Origin of the sequence: Flavobacterium tistrianum (genome assembly GCF_003254545.1) — a bacterium.
GTDB classification, from domain to species: Bacteria; Bacteroidota; Bacteroidia; order Flavobacteriales; family Flavobacteriaceae; genus Flavobacterium; species Flavobacterium tistrianum.
On the sequence record NZ_QJRH01000065.1, the window covers coordinates 17,190 to 33,789 of the forward strand.

A 16,600-nucleotide genomic window follows, 5' to 3' on the forward strand; every position below is an offset into this window, starting at 1 on the left:
TTCTAAACTAGATTTTATTAGAAGATTATTACATTTGTGGCTCAAATTTTAAACAATTAATTTTCAAACACAACTATTATGAGCATACCAGCAAATTTAAAGTACACAAAAGATCACGAATGGGTTAGCATCGAAGGTGATGTTGCAACAGTAGGAATTACTCATTTTGCACAAAAAGAGTTAGGAGATATCGTGTATGTTGAAGTAGAAACTTTAGATCAGACACTAGATAAAGATGAAGTTTTTGGAACAGTTGAGGCTGTGAAAACAGTTTCTGATTTGTTCTTACCATTATCAGGAGAAATCATCGCTTTTAATGATGATTTAGAAAGTGCTCCTGAAACAGTAAACTCAGATCCTTATGGAGCTGGATGGATGATTAAAATAAAAATTTCTGATGCATCAGAGATCGATTCTTTATTATCTGATGAAGCTTATAAAAATTTAATCGGTGCCTAAACAACTCTTATTAATTTGGGCAATTATCTGCTCTGGAATCATTACTTATTTTTGTCTGACAGATTCTAGTAATATACCAGTGGTTAATTTTCCAAGTATTGATAAAATTGTCCATTTCTGTTTTCATTTTGGATTTACGATTTCTTGGATTTTGTTTTTCAAAAAAGAATTAAAAGGAAAAGATGCAGACGATTATAAAGCATATCTGATTTCTTTTATATTTTCTGTTTTTTTTGGAATTACAATCGAAATTCTTCAAAGTGCTCTTACAGTTACAAGGGCTTCAGATGTTACAGATGTTTTAGCAAATGCGCTTGGAGCAGTTGTGGCAGTTTTTTCTGCAATAGGATTTAAAAAACAAATCGATAAAATATAATTTTAGAAACCCACTTCGGTGGGTTTTTTATTACAAGAAAATCAAGCGCTTAAAAAGCTATGTTTTTTCAATATAAAATGTACTTTTGTGCTGGTTTTCTGCAACTTCTATCAAAATGAATGTAAAGCAATATTTGGACTCTACGTATTTAAAAACTGCATCGCAAGCTGGTCTTTCGGAAGCAGAAAATACTACAGTGGTCAAAAATGCAATTGCCGAAGCTATTCATGAAGGTTTCAAGCTGATTATGATTCGCCCAGAATATGTTGCTCTGGCCAAACAAATGATCGTAGAAGCCAATTCTGTTTTATTAGTCGGAACCGTAATTGATTTTCCAGAAGGGAAGTCAAGTCTGGAAGATAAGATTAAAGAAGCAAATGAAGCCATTGCCAACGGAGCTGACGATTTAGATTTTGTCTGTAATTACGAAGCATTCAAAAATGGTGATCTCGATTTAGTAAAAAAAGAAATCCTGATCGGAACACAAATTGGACTGGCAAATGATAAAACAGTAAAATGGATTATTGAAGTTGCTGCCTTAACAGATAAAGAAATTATTCAGCTATCTGCCTTAATAAAACATATTGTAGTATCTAATTTTAAAGAAGACGATTTTGAATCTGTTTTTGTAAAATCGTCTACAGGTTTTTATAAAACTGATGATGGTGTTCCGAATGGAGCAACAGTCCCTACTATAATTATGATGCTCGAAAATGCTTCGCCGCTTTCAATAAAAGCAGCGGGCGGAGTTCGTTCATTTGAAGAAGCCGCCGAAATGATTCGTTTAGGAGTAAAAAGAATCGGAACTTCGGCTGCAAAAGCAATTGCCAACGGAGAAATTTCACCAAATCAATATTAAATAAATCCCCAAATTTTAAGTGAATAAGTTTTTTTTGTCCCTTGTTTTAGTTTTTTCTTTTTTTATTGTTTCCTCTCAAAATGGCAGTTCTTCTGTTCAGGCTGGTTTCACGTCAGAAATGTTTCCTGTTTTTCCAAACTGCGAAAATCTGGATGGCAAAAAATTAGAAACTTGTTTTTATAAAGAAGTTCAAGATTTTGTATTTAACAATTTTCAAGTTCCTGAAAAACTAAAACAGAGCAATTACAAAGGGACAGTAAAACTACTTTTTGAAGTAAATGCCGAGGGGGAGTTTAAAGTGATTTATGTTTCTGCCGAGACGGAAGAATTGTCCGAAGAGGCCAAAAGAGTATTTGGTACATTTCCAAAAATAAAACCTTCAACTTACAATGGAAAACCAACGTATTCTAAATACACGATCTCTATTGATATACCGTTAAAAAGCGCAGAACAACTTGCGGCAGAAGCTCAGGCAGCAGCAGAAATAGAAAAGCAGACGGCAAAACCAATGACAGAATTAGATAGCATTGTATACAAAAAATACAATAATCCAGAATTCGATAGTCATTTAAATATTCCTTTTTCGCACAGTTATTATGCTCAGTTTGATGCAGAAATGAATCAAGTTGGAAGCAATAACCATACAGCTTCTAAGCCTTACACTTATGTTGAGGTTTCAAAATATTATAATTTGAGAGCAGTAAATGAGTCGTTGCAGAAAAAAACATCGACTTGGTTAGGTAGAAAATGGTGGAATGAAAATTTAGTTCAGATTCAAGGAGAAGATTACTGGTTTGCCTTAAACCCAATTGTAGATTTGCAAATGGGTAAAGCTTCAGATCTTGATGCTTCTTATACTTACGTGAATACCAGAGCGCTAAATTTTAGAGGAGGTTTAGGAAAGCAAATCAACTTTACGACTACATTTTTTGAAAGTCAGGGACGATTTGCAGGATATTTTAACGATTATGCTGAGTCTATTAAGCCATCTGGAGGAAATCCAGCTATAATTCCAGGAATTGGAATTGCAAAAAGATTCAAGACAGATGCTTACGATTTTCCTTTAGCGGAAGCGAATATTACTTTCGCACCAGGAAAAATATTTGATTTCCAGTTAGGTTATGGAAGAAATTTTATAGGAGACGGTTATCGTTCTTTGTTGGAAAGCGATGGAGCAAGTCCGTATCCGTATTTTAAATTGAATACCAAATTCTGGAAAATCAAATATACCAATACCTATATGTGGATGAAAGATGTTCGTCCCGAAGTGACAGCTGAAAAGACTTACGCGACCAAATTTATGGCAAATCATTATTTGAGTTGGAATGTTTCTAATAGAGTAAACTTAGGTTTTTTTGAATCTGTAGTTTGGACTAATACTAATAATAGAGGTTTTGATGCTAATTTTGTGAATCCGATTATTTTTTACAGAGCGGTAGAATTCGGATCTTCTTCTAAAAGCGGAAATGCTCTTTTGGGAATTACAGGTAAATACAAATGGAATAATAGTATAAACCTGTATTCACAATTTTTAATTGATGAGTTTTCTGTTTCAGATGTTGGAGCTGGAAATCAAAGCTGGAAAAACAAATTCGGATTTCAGTTTGGAGCAAAATATTTCAACGCATTTAATGTGAAAGATTTATTGTTGCAAGTCGAGTTGAATCGTGTACGTCCTTATGTGTACTCGCATAGTGCCGTTATTACAAACTATGGACACAATAATCAGAGTGTTGGACATCAATGGGGAGGAAATTTTAAAGAACTTATTGCAATTGCAAGATATCATAAAGGACGTTGGCTTGCAGATGCAAAATTGACAGTTGGAACAAGAGGTCTGGATTTTGATACCGCGCAAGACTCTTATAACTATGGAGGAAATATTTATAAAAGCTACGATGAAAAACGTCCTTATAATACGGGTGTAAAAATAGGTCAGGGAAATAAGACGAATGTTTTTATTGCTGATGTTCAAGGTGGATATCTAATTAATCCAATGACAAACTTGAAATTATTTGGAAGTTTGATCTATAGAAATTTCGATCCAACTCAAGAAACGGCAACAACTTTTAAGCAAAGCACGACTTGGTTTAGTATTGGTTTGCGTTCGGATATTTTTAACTGGTATTTTGATTACTAGTGTTTTTAATAAGATTTTTCGAAATAATAGTGTTAAAGAATGCTGAGATCTTAATTTGTAAAGGATTTATTGAAAAAAATCTATTTTTATAGGTTAATATTCTACAATCTAATTTGTACATTTGCACCACTCAAAAAAAATACACAAAATACAACGGTATTGAACGCTGCAAAAAATACATTATCAATCAAATCAATATTTCTAGATTTTAAAGAGATTACTAAAGCTGGTCTGGCTATTAGTGTATTGTTCTCTTCTATTGCTGGATATTTATTAGGAGTAGATTCTGATCACCCTTTTAAATGGAGTGTTTTGGCTGTTTTGGCAATTGGCGGTTATTGTATGGTAGGAGCTTCGAACGCTTTTAATCAAGTAATCGAAAAAGATATCGATTCGTTAATGGATCGTACAAAAAATCGTCCAGTTCCTTCTGGGCGTATGTCTCCTAAAGTAGCCTTGCTTGTAGCAAGTTTGCTTACTATTATTGGGATTGCATTACTTTATACGATAAACGCGAAGTCAGCGATGTTTGCTGCAATTTCTATATTCTTATACACAAGTGTTTATACGCCATTAAAAACAGTTACTTCGCTGTCTGTTTTTGTTGGAGCTTTTCCTGGAGCGATTCCGTTTATGTTAGGCTGGGTAGCGGCGACAGGCGAATTTGGTATTGAGGCAGGAACCCTGTTTTTAATTCAATTTTTTTGGCAGTTTCCACATTTCTGGTCTATCGGATGGTTTTTGTATGAAGACTATGAAAAAGCAGGAATTTTTATGCTTCCGACAGGTAAAAAAGATAAAGGAACAGCTTTGCAAATCATATTGTATACAATTTGGCTTATCATAGCATCGTTATTACCAGTATTAGGTTTTACGGGGCAACTGTTTATTTCTCCAATTGCAGCAGTTTTAGTGTTTCTGTTGGGGATTTGGATGCTTTTTTATGCAGTTCGTTTGTATAAGCTAAGAACCGCAAAAGCAGCGAGAACATTGATGCTAGTAAGCGTTTCTTATATTTCGCTTTTGCAGATTGTATTTATAGTAGATAAATTTTTAAGATAGTTATGGAAATGACATTAAAAACAAATGAAGAACAAGTAAGGAAATCAAAATCAGCAAAACTGATTCTGCTTTTCGCAATGGTTAGTATGACCATGATGTTTGCTGGTTTGACAAGTGCATTTGTAGTAAGTAAATCAAGAGCAGACTGGTTGAAGAATTTTGAACTTCCTTCGGCTTTCTATTGGAGTACAGCAGTAATTATTGCTTGCAGTGTTACTTTTTACCTAGCAAAAAAAGCTATTCAAAAAGACAATAGAAGTGCAGTTACAGGATTGCTTCTTGGGACTTTGGCTTTAGGAATTTTATTTGTGGTACTACAATTCAAGGGATTTGGACAAATCGTTGCTGAAGGGTATTACTTTACAGGAGAAGGTAGTTCAATTACTACAACTTTTCTTTATGTGGTGACAGTTACACACTTGTTGCACTTAGCTGGCGGATTAATTTCACTTTTAATTATAATTTATAATCATTTTAAACAAAAATACAATTCGACTCAAACTCTTGGGATAGAGCTAGGTGCGATGTATTGGCACTTTTTGGATTTATTATGGGTATATTTATTTTTATTTTTATATTTCTTTAAATAAGAAAAAAACGTAAATTTGGGAACTTTTTAACGAATATCTTTTATGGGAGCGACAGTTACTACTGCAAACAACGACGAAAAAACTTGGGGAGGCGGTCACAATGAGCCTTTAGGAGCAAGTTATGGTAAAATGATGATGTGGTTTTTTATCGTATCAGATGCCTTAACATTCTCTGGATTTCTAGGAGCTTATGGTTTTTCTAGATTTAAATTTATTGAAACTTGGCCTTTGGCTGATGAAGTGTTCACTCACTTCCCATTTATGCATGGTGTTGCGGCTCCAATGTATTATGTAGCTTTAATGACTTTTATTTTGATCTTTTCTTCTGTAACAATGGTATTAGCTGTTGATGCAGGACACCAATTGAAAAAGACAAAAGTTGCTATCTACATGTTCTTAACTATTATTGGAGGTTTAATTTTCGTTGGTTCTCAAGCTTGGGAATGGAAAAACTTCATTAAAGGAGAATATGGAGCAGTTGAAACAGTTGGAGGTAGTTTACTTCAATTTGTGGATAAAGATGGTAAAAGAGTAGCTTTAGCTGATTTTGCTGTTAAATTGCCAGAACAAAGAGAGCCTTTGACAAGAAGCCACTCAACTTGGTTCATGGAAGATGCACAATCTCTGCCAACTTACACAGTAGCTGAAGTTCAGGCTGGTTTTAAAGCTCATCCTGAAATTTTAATCAGAACAGAAAAACTTACAGATAAAAAGAAAAAGACTGTTTTATCAAGAGAAGAATCTGAAAAACATTTAGCTAGTGCTAAATATGTAGTAGAAGGTGCTAACTTGATCAGAAACGAGTACGGTAATAAATTATTTGCTGATTTCTTCTTCTTTATCACTGGATTCCACGGATTCCACGTATTCTCTGGAGTTATCATCAATATCATTATTTTCTTTAATGTATTATTAGGTACTTACGAGAAGAGAAGAAGCTACGAAATGGTAGAAAAAGTTGGATTATACTGGCACTTCGTAGATTTAGTTTGGGTATTTGTATTTACAGTTTTCTACCTAGTTTAATTTTTAGAATTTAATTATTATGTCACACGAGCACGTATCAAATACAAAAAGAATCTGGTTTGTTTTCGGATTACTTTCAGTAGTAACTACAGTAGAAGTTATTTTAGGTATCTACAAACCTGGAGTATTAGAATTTAATCATTTTGTTGGATTGAATCTATTAAACTGGATTTTCTATATCTTAACAATTTTCAAAGCATATTATATTGTATGGGCATTTATGCACATGGAAGGTGAAAAAAGCAGCCTTAGATGGTCTGTAGTTTCTCCTGTTATCTTCCTAGTTTTATATTTATTGTTCATTTTGTTAACAGAAGGACATTATATTTATGGGGTTTTTAAAGATTCTACTATTAAATGGAATTTTTAACATGATATTAATTCGAAAAGAAGCTCCGATTAACGGAGCTTTTTTTATTTTTGTACCTCAATAATTCTCCGTTAATACAATGAAAAAAAATATAGTTCTCTTTGTACTTTTTGTATTGCCAATTGTAGCGTATTTATTCTTTGCTTCTGGTGTAAATAGTTTTACTACTCTTCCTGTAATAACGCCTAAAGTAGCTGATTTTGGAAATTGGAATTCATTAAACGGAAAAAAAATCTCCCTTGATAAAAAGATTACTGTATTAGGTTTTTCTGGTACAAATATTCTTGAAAATAGAGGTAATTATTTTAATTTAAACGAAAAGATCTATAAACGTTATAATGGTTTTGAAGATCTTCAGTTTGTAGTGCTGTGTCCAACAGGAACTGAAAAAGAAGCTCAAAAAATTGTTGATGCTTTATCTCCTTTCACAGATGTTAAAAATTGGAATTTTGTTTTTGCGTCAAAAGAAGAAATTCAGAAATTCTATGACGGACTTCATTTAAAAGAAAAGCTGAATCAAAACCTTGGAACTTCTAATGTTTATATTATTGATAAAGAACGTAATCTAAGAGGAAGAAAAGATTCAAAAGAGTATAAAGAAGGTTACGACACTTTTCATCCGTCTGAGTTGAGCAATGAAATGTTAGACGACTTCAAGATTATTCTTTACGAATACCGCGCAGCTTTAAAGAAGAATCATAATGCCACAAAGCAACTTTAAAATCATTTATAATGTTTAAGAACAAATCATATATCGGAATCTCTTTTATCATTCTGATTTTTGGGATCTATGCCATTCCTAAAATTGTCGATCGAGTTAAAAACGGTGACGTTGTAAAAGGAAACCGTTTGGATAATGTCGGAGTAAAATCTTCAAAAGAGGCTAAACTTTTGACTATTGGACCGGCACCAAAATTCGAATTAACGAATCAAGATAATGCAAAGGTTTCAAATGAAACGTACAAAGGGAAGGTATATGTTTTGGAATTCTTCTTTACAACTTGTCCATCTATTTGTCCGAAGATGAATATGAGTATGTTGGAAATTGAAAAGACCTTTTTTGGAAATCCAAACTTTGGAATTGTTTCTATTACTATCGATCCTAAACATGATACTCCTCAGGTTTTAAAAGACCATGCTAAATTGTTAGGTGTAAAATCTTCAAACTGGAATTTCTTGACTGGAGACAGAAATGTAATTATGGATTTGTCTAATAAAGGATTTAATCTTTATGCTGGAGAAAATGATAAAGTAAGCGGTGGATTTGAGCATTCTGGATTGTTTGCTTTAATTGACAAAGATGGAAACATTCGTTGCAGAAAAGATGAATTCGGAAATCCGAATATTTATTATGATGGTTTAGATAAAAAAGGAGTAAGAGATATTCAAGAAGACATTAAAATTTTATTAGCAGAATAAAAATGGAAGATAATACTTTAGAGAAGAAATTTAGTAAATTCATTATTGCGGTTTCAATAATAATTCCTGTAGTTGTGGCAATTTTGTTTGGGGTTAAATTAAAAGATTTTGGTATTGCTGTAGAGCCATTATCATTTTTACCTCCGATTTATGCAACTACAAATGGTATTACGGCTGTTGTACTTGTTTGGGCTGTTTTAGCAATTAAAAACGGAAAACAAAAATTGCACGAAAGATTGATGACGTTTGCTATTGCATTGTCGGTTGCGTTTTTGGTTATGTACGTAGCGTATCACATGACTTCTGATTCTACAAAGTATGGGGGAGAAGGAGCATTGCGTTATGTGTATTTCTTTATTCTTATAACGCATATTTTATTGTCAATTGCAATTATTCCGCTTGTGTTGATTACGTATGTGAGAGCGCTTGCAAAACGTTTTGATAGACACAGAAAAATTGCTAAAATAACTTTTCCGCTTTGGTTATATGTGGCAGTAACGGGAGTGATTGTTTATTTAATGATTTCGCCTTATTATGTACACTAAAAAAAATAATATTCAAATTTTAAAATCCAAATTCCAAGTTATAGTATTTGGGATTTGTATTTTTTTAATTGGAATTTCAGCTAATGCGCAATGTGCAATGTGCCGAGCAGCATTATCGGGAGATTCTAATACTAAAAAAGCAGAAGCGGTAAATGATGGAATTGTTTACTTAATGGTAATTCCTTATTTGCTAGTATTAATAATAGGATATTTGATTTATCGAATGTATTCTAAAAAGAAAAAAGCAGCGTAATCGCTGCTTTTTTTATGTTTATTTAAGTCCGTTTACTGAGACGTTTACTGTTCCGTTTATTTTGATGAAGGCTATAATGGCCTGATTGGTTAGCTGTATTTTGTCAAACTGAATATCTTCCATCTTTCCGTTTACAAATACGCCTGGCATTGGTGAATAATTTTTTAAATAACCTGCCATGCTCTTTTTACCTTCTTCCAAATTAGGCTGAATCGAATAGCGACAGCTTTCTTCCATTTTTCTTAGAATAAATCCTTGCGCAAGCCAATTTGCTGTACGCATCAATTTACTTTTGGTGTCCAAAACATAATCTAGCTTTTCAAAATAAATTTCTTTTGTCTGTGCATTATATGATGGAAACCCATTTAAATAAAGTGTTCCGTCTATAGATCCTAAAACGTCTAATGCGATAACCATTTTCCCCTCCTTGTGCCAGATTGAAACATTTTTCACTGTGACTTTTTTGCTTCCTGAACCAAATTCCTGACCAGCAAAATTCTTGGTCATAATCTTAGAGGCATCTACATAACTTGAAATAGCGGCAATATTAGCAGAAATCTGATTTGGAATTTTCGCGACAGGTTTCAGGACAATTTTATTAGCGTTATATTTTGATTCTGGTTGTTTGCCCACAATGGTTTCCATGTTGCATTTCATACCCATGTCAAGTAAGAATGAATCGTTTTTAAGTTTGGCGTTTGTCGAATATATTTCGATAGGAACAATTCGTAACCAACTTTCGTAAGTGTCGCTCATTTGAAAAGGCGTACAGATTTTTTCAACTGCTTGTAAAACATTCGGTTTAAAATCCATTGATTTTTCGATTGCTTCGTCTATTTTCTTTTCCAACTTGCTTTTAAAAATAGAAATAGCAGGATTTATTAAATAAGTAATTGGCATGTTTTTGCCAAATATAGACATAGTTGGGCTTTCGTTCCAATCTAGAGATTTGAACTCTGTTTTTGTTGTGAGTTTCCAATTTGTAAGAGTAGTTTCGCTAGAAAGTGTTATAACTCCGTTCAGGTTAAATTCTCTAACATCGTACAATTCTACACCTAATTTTTTTGTTCCAATTCGATACTTGATATTCGCTTTAAGCGGTAAAATGGTTCGGATTCTTTTATCAAGATTTGACGGATCATTTTGAATTTTGATCGGAGCTTGTTTCCAGATTTTCATCTCAATATCATCGTCTTCGATATTATTGTCTTCGTAAATTAATCCGTTAAGGAGAGAATTAGTCTGATTTTCAATATCGCTTAATTTGATTGTAATAGGAAGGTTTATAAAAGAAGGATTACTGTCATAAATTAACGGACTTGCATCGTCTGGTTCAGGCTTTAATGTTTCTAATTTTTGAGCCGATGAACAGCTCGTTAGCACCGCAAGTGCTGTAAACATTGAAATAATAGAACTAAGTTTCATTTAAGATGATTTTTATTACGAAGTAAAATTACGAAAACAATCATATTTTATTAAAAAAGTGTAACAATAACTAAAGAATGCAGTCTTATACAGAATAGGTAACAAAATTATTAACTTTTTATTATCATAAATTACTTAATAAAAACGTTATTATTGTCTAAAAAAATTAACAAAACCATGATCGAAATTAAAGATTTACATAAATCCTATAAGATGGGAAGTTCGGAATTACATGTATTAAAAGGTATAAATTTTAATATAGAAGAAGGAGAATTGGTTGCGATCATGGGGTCATCTGGTTCTGGTAAATCGACACTTCTTAACATCTTAGGAATTTTGGATGAAGCCGATTCTGGAAGTTATATTTTAGACAAAACGCCAATAAAAAAATTAAACGAAACAATTGCGTCAAAATACCGTAATAAGTTTTTAGGTTTTGTTTTTCAGTCTTTTAACTTAATCAATTACAAAACAGCATTAGATAATGTTGCGATGCCTTTGTATTATCAAGGTGTTAAAAGAAAAGAGCGTTATGACATTGCCATGAAATATCTGGAAAAAGTAGGTTTAGGTTCTCATGTTAACCACTTGCCAAATGAACTTTCTGGAGGTCAGAAACAGCGTGTGGCTATAGCAAGGGCATTGGCTTCAAATCCGAAGGTTTTGCTTGCAGATGAGCCGACCGGAGCTTTGGATACTAAAACTTCTTATGAAGTTATGGAACTTATTCAAGGAATTAATGATGAAGGAAAAACAATTTTAATTGTTACGCACGAACCTGATATTGCCGCAATGTGCAAAAGAAATGTAGTCCTGAAAGACGGATTAATTATCGATGATAAAAAAGTAGAACAAGTTAGAGCTTCGTCTTATGTTTAATATTGAACGTTGGCAGGAAATATTTGAAGCCATTTCTAAAAACCGTTTAAGAACATTCTTAACAGGTGTTTCTGTGGCTTCTGGAATTTTTATTTTGGTAATTCTGCTTGGTGCAGGTAAAGGGCTTCAGAACGGAATTGAAAAACAATTCGAACGCGATGCTGCTGGAATTATAGAGGTTTGGTCTGGAACAACTACTAAAGAGTACAAAGGACTAAATCCAGGAAGACACATTCAATTTCGCAATAGCGATTACAATCAATCGGTGCAGAAATTTGAGGATAAATTAGATCTGAGAGCTTCGACAAATAATTACTGGGGGCAAGCTTTTACTTATGGTAAAGAATCTGGAAGTTATCAGTTTAGAGGAGTAAATCCAGATTATGGCGGAATTGAAAATTTAACTATAGTTCAGGGACGTTACATCAATGCCAAGGATTTGGAAAGTAACGCCAAAGTGGCTGTGATCGGAATGAAACTAAAAACCGATATGCTTAAAGATAAAGAGGCAATAGGAGAAGAAATCCTGATTAACAATATCAACTTTAAAGTAGTTGGGGTTTTTACAGATCCTGGAGGAGAAAGGGAAGAAACTCGTGCTTATTTGCCATTGACTACAGTTCAGAAAACATTTGGCGGAGGTGATAAAATCAGCAACTTGTTTTTTACCTTAAAAAAGACACAAGATTATGATGAAGCGTTGGCGCAATCGGAAAAGTTTACGCAAGATTTAAAAGACTTATTAAAGAGTAAAAACGTTGTGGCTCCCGAAGATGATGGAGGTGTAGGGGTTTACAATTCTGTTAAAGATGCCAAACAATTTTACGACTTAAACTTATATATCAGGCTCTTTTTCTGGTGGGTAGGTATATGTACAATTATTGCTGGTGTAGTTGGAGTAAGTAATATCATGCTTATTATCGTAAAAGAACGAACAAAAGAAATCGGAATTAGAAAAGCACTTGGAGCTTCGCCTTTTTCAATTATCACAATGATTCTTCATGAATCTATCTTTATCACAACCATTGCAGGTTTTGTTGGATTATTGGCCAGTCTTGCCTTATTGGAATTCGTTGGTCCGATGGTTCAGAGCGAGTATTTTAGAAATCCCGAAGTAGATTTTAGTGTGGCTTTAACTACTTTGGTATTACTTGTTTTTGCAGGAGCAATGGCAGGATTTTTCCCAGCCTATAGAGCAGCCAAAATTAAACCTATTGTAGCACTTAGAGACGAATAATTATGTTTAAAAAAGATAATTGGGACGAGATTTTACAGGCCTTAACCGCCAATCCTTTCAGGACTATCCTGACAGCTTTTGGTGTTTTTTGGGGTATTTTTATCTTGGTAATTTTACTTGCTGCAGGTAATGGTTTGGAAAATGGCATTAAAAAAGGGTTTGATGGAATCGCGACTAATACCATGTTTATGTGGAGTCAAACTACGTCTAAAGCTTATAAAGGTTTGCCAAAAACAAGACGTTATGATTTTAGAAATAGTGATGTAACAGCTTTAAAAGCGGCATTGCCAGATTTATTATATGTATCGCCAAGGAATCAGTTAGGTGATTTTAACGGAACAAATAACGTTGTAAGAGGCACTAAAACTTCTGCATTTACAATTTACGGAGATTATCCAGAGCTGATTAAACAGCAGCCAATGGATATCATTAAAGGAAGATTTGTAAATCAGCAGGATATTGAACAACGAAGAAAAGTCTGTGTAATTGGAAAAGGGGTTATTAGCGAGCTTTATGGTAAAGAAGAGGAAGCTGTTGGAACTTATATCAAAATTAACAGCATCAATTTTATGGTTGTTGGGGTTTATAAATCTAAACAGCAGGGAGGAAATGCAGAGCAGGAACAAAAGAATATTTTTATTCCTTTTACAACTTTTCAGCAGGCCTTCAATTATGGAGACAAAGTAGGATGGATGGCACTTACGGCAAAAGATGAAACTTCTATAACCGATTTAAAGCCTAAAATTTTAGAGATTATAAAATCATTGCATTCTATAAATCCGACAGATGATAGAGCGGTTGGAAATTTTGATTTGTACGAGCAGTTTAATAAGGTGCAAAGCTTATTTAATATATTAAAAGTAATTGCCTATTTCGTAGGGACTTTAGTTTTGATTTCTGGTGTAATCGGAATTTCGAATATCATGCTGATTGTGGTTAAAGAGCGTACAAAAGAAATTGGAATCAGAAGAGCATTGGGCGCAACACCTGGAGCAATTAGAAGTCAGATATTAACTGAGTCTATATTTTTAACTATTATTTCGGGTATGCTCGGAATTGCTGTTGCCACAGGAATTATAGCAATTTTAAATATGGCATTGGACTCGATGCCTCCCGATCAAAATACTATGTTTGCGAATCCAACCGTAGATTTAGGAGTTGTATTTGTAGCATTAATTATATTAGTCGGATCAGGTTTACTTGCAGGATTTATTCCAGCACAGACCGCCATCAATGTTAAGCCTGTAGATGCTTTAAGAACAGAATAAATTATCAATCAAAATAAATCGATTAAACCCTAGACAAATGAAAAAAGGAGTAACCGTAACCATTTTAATATTTATCGCAGTTGTTTTTTTTGGCGCGCTGTACTATTTGTATGCTAAAAACCAAGAATCGCCGATTGTATTTAAAACGGAAAAAGCAGAAATCAAGACCATCGTAAAAAATACTATTGCGACAGGTAATATTCAGCCTGATGAAGAGGTTCTAATCAAACCAAATATTTCAGGTATTATTGAAGAAGTGTACATCAAAGCGGGTGAAAAAATCAAAGCCGGAGATATGATTGCTAAAATTAGAGTTGTAGCAAATGTTTCGAATGTAAGCAATTCTCAGAATCAGGTGCAGACCGCTAAAATAGCATTAGATAATCAGGAAAAAATCTATAAAAGACAGAAAACATTATTTGAGAAAGACGTAATTTCTGCAAATGACTATGATGCTGCTTTGTTGGCTTACAATCAGGCAAAACAAAATTATCAGGCTGCAAAACAAGGCTTAGATATCGTTAAAACAGGAACAACTTCTTCTTTGGGTAATTATGCTAATACTTTAATTCGTTCTACTGTAAACGGAATGGTATTAGATGTTCCAGTAAAAGTGGGTAACCAAGTTATTGAAAGTAATAACTTCAACGAAGGAACTACAATTGCAAGCGTTGCCGATGTGGGAAGAATGATTTTCATTGGAAAAATCGATGAATCTGAAGTTGGAAAAATTAAAGAAAAAATGCCAATTGAGATTACAATTGGTGCTATCGAGAATAAAAAGTTTGATGCAGTTTTAAATTATATTGCTCCAAAAGGAGTGACCGAAAATGGTGCAATCCAGTTTGAAATAAAAGCGCAAATGATTAACAGAGATGACACTTTTATTAGAGCAGGATTAAGTGCCAATGCCTCTATTATTTTGGAGAAAGCAGAGAAAGTGCTAGCAATAAAAGAATCTTTGGTTCAATTTGACAAAAAAACACAAAAGCCTTATGTAGAAGTTGAAACGGCTCCACAAAAATTTCAAAGAAGAGATTTGGTGCTTGGGGTTAGTGACGGAATCTATGTTCAAGTTAAAAGCGGTGTAAACGATACAGATAAAATAAAAATCTGGAATCAGGGCTTGATTAACGAAGGAGATAAGGATAAAAAATAATCTGATTATTTAGAAGAGTTTTTGGTTTTTTAAATTGTTAAATTTGCACGGCTTGTTTGCAGTGCTTTATTCAAAATATATGAAAATAAATAAAATAAATAGTCTTGTTTTTGCCATGCTTTTTGGATTTGGTTTATCAGGCCAAGCGCAGACAAAACAATGGACATTAGAGGAATGTGTGCGATATGCATTGGATAATAATATTACGATTAAAAATTCGGAATTAGATGTTCAAAATGCTGAAATAAATAAAAAAGATGCTTTTGGTAGATATCTTCCATCAGTAAACGGAAATGCATCGCATTCATGGAATATTGGTTTGAACCAGGATGTGACTACAGGTATTTTGCGTAATTCTACAACGCAATATTCATCTGTGGGATTAACTGCTGGAGTTGATATTTACAAAGGTCTGCAAAACCAAAATACATATAGACGAACAAAACTTGCTATTATTGCATCTCAATATCAATTATTGAAAATGCAGGAAGATGTTTCGTTGAACGTTGCGAATGCTTTTCTTCAAATTTTGGGCTATAAAGAAGATCTAAAAATAAAAACAGAACAACTTGCTATTGATGAAAAACGTTTAAAACGTTCTGAAGAAATGGTAAGTGCTGGAACAATTCCTCGCGGTGATTTATTTGATCTGAAAGCAACTATAGCAACCGATAAGCAAAATATTGCAGTTTCTGAGAATAATTTATTGATCTCAAAGCTTAGTTTAGCACAACTTTTACAGCTTAAAGAATTTGCAGATTTTGATGTTGTTGATGATACAAATGCAAAAGATGAAAACAATATCATGGCACAAAGCCCAATTGATATTTATAATAAGGCAAAGGAAACAAGAACCGAATTAAAACTGGCACAAACCAATCTTGAAATTGCCGAAAAGAATGTCGCAATTGCTAAAGGTGCTTTTCAGCCAACTTTGAGTGCGTACTACAATTTTAATACAAGAGCAAGTTATTCTGATATTATTACGGGAAGAGCTATTGATCCAGTAAATCCAACTACACAAATTGGTTATGTCCAAGGAACAAATCAACCTGTGTTGACGGACAATTACACTACTATGACAGGAAATGCCAAACCAATTTTTGATCAATTTAATGACAATAAAGGACAGTCATTCGGTTTGCAACTTACAGTTCCAATTTTCAATGGATTCTCTGTTAGAAATAATGTTGAACGAAATAAAGTAAGTTTAGAGAAATCTAAAATAGATTTAGAACAAAAAAGTTTAGATTTGCAACGTAACGTTTATACTGCTTTTACAAATGCAAAAGGAGCATTAAACACTTATGAAGCGGCAACAGTAACTTTAGAAGCTAGACAACAGGCTTACAATTATGCTAAAGAAAAGTATGATGTAGGATTGATGAATTCATTTGATTTTACACAGGCACAGACGTTGTTGACAAATGCGCAATCTGAAGTTATTAGAACGAAATACGATTATATATTTAAAATAAAAATTCTTGAATTCTATTTTGGAATTCCAATTGTTCCAATTCCTGCAAAATAATT

At 33.3% G+C, this 16,600-nt stretch carries 18 protein-coding genes; 17 read left to right on the forward strand and 1 reads right to left on the reverse strand.

What is annotated here, in order from left to right:
- Window positions 1-78: 78 nt before the first annotated feature.
- From gcvH to DMB71_RS07080, 12 genes are all read left to right on the forward strand, one after another.
- The gene (gene gcvH, locus DMB71_RS07025; protein WP_111364855.1) at window positions 79-459 is read left to right on the forward strand and encodes a glycine cleavage system protein GcvH; all 381 of its coding nucleotides are present in this window, start codon (window positions 79-81) and stop codon (window positions 457-459) included.
- Complete coding sequence (locus tag DMB71_RS07030) at window positions 452-835, forward strand: VanZ family protein (RefSeq protein ID WP_111364857.1); 384 nt, start codon at window positions 452-454, stop codon at window positions 833-835. Before gcvH ends, DMB71_RS07030 begins: the two co-directional genes overlap by 8 nt.
- Before the next feature lie 115 nt (window positions 836-950).
- On the forward strand, window positions 951-1,694 hold the full coding sequence (gene deoC, locus DMB71_RS07035; protein ID WP_111364859.1) for a deoxyribose-phosphate aldolase: 744 nt from the start codon (window positions 951-953) through the stop codon (window positions 1,692-1,694).
- Between the two features lie 19 nt (window positions 1,695-1,713).
- Window positions 1,714-3,834 (forward strand): energy transducer TonB, encoded by a 2,121-nt coding sequence (locus DMB71_RS07040; RefSeq protein WP_111364860.1) that lies wholly within the window; start codon window positions 1,714-1,716, stop codon window positions 3,832-3,834.
- Between the two features lie 159 nt (window positions 3,835-3,993).
- Window positions 3,994-4,896: a heme o synthase gene (gene cyoE, locus DMB71_RS07045; RefSeq protein WP_111364862.1), complete on the forward strand. Its 903-nt coding sequence runs from the start codon at window positions 3,994-3,996 to the stop codon at window positions 4,894-4,896.
- 2 nt (window positions 4,897-4,898) lie between these two features.
- On the forward strand, window positions 4,899-5,486 hold the full coding sequence (locus DMB71_RS07050) for a cytochrome c oxidase subunit 3 (RefSeq protein WP_111364864.1): 588 nt from the start codon (window positions 4,899-4,901) through the stop codon (window positions 5,484-5,486).
- Window positions 5,487-5,528: 42 nt separating this feature from the next.
- Complete coding sequence (locus tag DMB71_RS07055; RefSeq protein ID WP_111364865.1) at window positions 5,529-6,512, forward strand: cytochrome c oxidase subunit 3; 984 nt, start codon at window positions 5,529-5,531, stop codon at window positions 6,510-6,512.
- A gap of 19 nt (window positions 6,513-6,531) precedes the next feature.
- Complete coding sequence (locus tag DMB71_RS07060; protein WP_111364867.1) at window positions 6,532-6,882, forward strand: cytochrome C oxidase subunit IV family protein; 351 nt, start codon at window positions 6,532-6,534, stop codon at window positions 6,880-6,882.
- A gap of 79 nt (window positions 6,883-6,961) precedes the next feature.
- Window positions 6,962-7,603: a hypothetical protein gene (locus tag DMB71_RS07065; protein ID WP_111364868.1), complete on the forward strand. Its 642-nt coding sequence runs from the start codon at window positions 6,962-6,964 to the stop codon at window positions 7,601-7,603.
- An 11-nt stretch (window positions 7,604-7,614) separates the two neighbouring features.
- Window positions 7,615-8,301 (forward strand): SCO family protein, encoded by a 687-nt coding sequence (locus DMB71_RS07070; RefSeq protein ID WP_111364870.1) that lies wholly within the window; start codon window positions 7,615-7,617, stop codon window positions 8,299-8,301.
- 2 nt (window positions 8,302-8,303) lie between these two features.
- Complete coding sequence (locus tag DMB71_RS07075) at window positions 8,304-8,846, forward strand: DUF420 domain-containing protein (protein WP_111364871.1); 543 nt, start codon at window positions 8,304-8,306, stop codon at window positions 8,844-8,846.
- The gene (locus DMB71_RS07080; protein WP_111364873.1) at window positions 8,836-9,099 is read left to right on the forward strand and encodes a hypothetical protein; all 264 of its coding nucleotides are present in this window, start codon (window positions 8,836-8,838) and stop codon (window positions 9,097-9,099) included. The genes DMB71_RS07075 and DMB71_RS07080 overlap by 11 nt, the downstream gene beginning before the upstream one ends.
- 18 nt (window positions 9,100-9,117) lie before the next feature.
- Here DMB71_RS07080 and DMB71_RS07085 read toward each other — a convergent pair whose 3' ends face one another.
- A complete protein-coding gene (locus DMB71_RS07085) occupies window positions 9,118-10,524 on the reverse strand; it encodes a DUF4403 family protein (RefSeq protein ID WP_111364874.1) in 1,407 nt (468 codons plus the stop codon).
- 177 nt (window positions 10,525-10,701) lie between these two features.
- Here DMB71_RS07085 and DMB71_RS07090 point away from each other — a divergent pair, with 177 nt between their 5' ends.
- The 5 genes from DMB71_RS07090 (at window position 10,702) to DMB71_RS07110 (ending at window position 16,598) form a co-directional block, all read left to right on the forward strand.
- Window positions 10,702-11,403 (forward strand): ABC transporter ATP-binding protein, encoded by a 702-nt coding sequence (locus DMB71_RS07090; protein WP_111365123.1) that lies wholly within the window; start codon window positions 10,702-10,704, stop codon window positions 11,401-11,403.
- A complete protein-coding gene (locus tag DMB71_RS07095; RefSeq protein ID WP_111364876.1) occupies window positions 11,396-12,640 on the forward strand; it encodes an ABC transporter permease in 1,245 nt (414 codons plus the stop codon). The genes DMB71_RS07090 and DMB71_RS07095 overlap by 8 nt, the downstream gene beginning before the upstream one ends.
- 2 nt (window positions 12,641-12,642) lie before the next feature.
- On the forward strand, window positions 12,643-13,908 hold the full coding sequence (locus tag DMB71_RS07100; protein ID WP_111364877.1) for an ABC transporter permease: 1,266 nt from the start codon (window positions 12,643-12,645) through the stop codon (window positions 13,906-13,908).
- Window positions 13,909-13,945: 37 nt separating this feature from the next.
- A complete protein-coding gene (locus DMB71_RS07105) occupies window positions 13,946-15,067 on the forward strand; it encodes an efflux RND transporter periplasmic adaptor subunit (protein WP_111364879.1) in 1,122 nt (373 codons plus the stop codon).
- Window positions 15,068-15,146: 79 nt separating this feature from the next.
- Window positions 15,147-16,598 (forward strand): TolC family protein, encoded by a 1,452-nt coding sequence (locus DMB71_RS07110; RefSeq protein WP_111364880.1) that lies wholly within the window; start codon window positions 15,147-15,149, stop codon window positions 16,596-16,598.
- Window positions 16,599-16,600: the final 2 nt, after the last annotated feature.

Coding starts and splice junctions, on each gene's coding strand:
- DMB71_RS07105 (WP_111364879.1), top strand. CDS start 13,946: ATGAAAAAAGGAGTAACCGTAACCATTTTAATATTTATCGCAGTTGTT.
- DMB71_RS07095 (WP_111364876.1), top strand. CDS start 11,396: ATGTTTAATATTGAACGTTGGCAGGAAATATTTGAAGCCATTTCTAAA.
- DMB71_RS07090 (WP_111365123.1), top strand. CDS start 10,702: ATGATCGAAATTAAAGATTTACATAAATCCTATAAGATGGGAAGTTCG.
- DMB71_RS07075 (WP_111364871.1), top strand. CDS start 8,304: ATGGAAGATAATACTTTAGAGAAGAAATTTAGTAAATTCATTATTGCG.
- DMB71_RS07065 (WP_111364868.1), top strand. CDS start 6,962: ATGAAAAAAAATATAGTTCTCTTTGTACTTTTTGTATTGCCAATTGTA.
- DMB71_RS07060 (WP_111364867.1), top strand. CDS start 6,532: ATGTCACACGAGCACGTATCAAATACAAAAAGAATCTGGTTTGTTTTC.
- DMB71_RS07080 (WP_111364873.1), top strand. CDS start 8,836: ATGTACACTAAAAAAAATAATATTCAAATTTTAAAATCCAAATTCCAA.
- DMB71_RS07070 (WP_111364870.1), top strand. CDS start 7,615: ATGTTTAAGAACAAATCATATATCGGAATCTCTTTTATCATTCTGATT.
- DMB71_RS07055 (WP_111364865.1), top strand. CDS start 5,529: ATGGGAGCGACAGTTACTACTGCAAACAACGACGAAAAAACTTGGGGA.
- deoC (WP_111364859.1), top strand. CDS start 951: ATGAATGTAAAGCAATATTTGGACTCTACGTATTTAAAAACTGCATCG.
- DMB71_RS07050 (WP_111364864.1), top strand. CDS start 4,899: ATGGAAATGACATTAAAAACAAATGAAGAACAAGTAAGGAAATCAAAA.
- DMB71_RS07085 (WP_111364874.1), bottom strand. CDS start 10,524: ATGAAACTTAGTTCTATTATTTCAATGTTTACAGCACTTGCGGTGCTA.
- DMB71_RS07110 (WP_111364880.1), top strand. CDS start 15,147: ATGAAAATAAATAAAATAAATAGTCTTGTTTTTGCCATGCTTTTTGGA.
- DMB71_RS07100 (WP_111364877.1), top strand. CDS start 12,643: ATGTTTAAAAAAGATAATTGGGACGAGATTTTACAGGCCTTAACCGCC.
- gcvH (WP_111364855.1), top strand. CDS start 79: ATGAGCATACCAGCAAATTTAAAGTACACAAAAGATCACGAATGGGTT.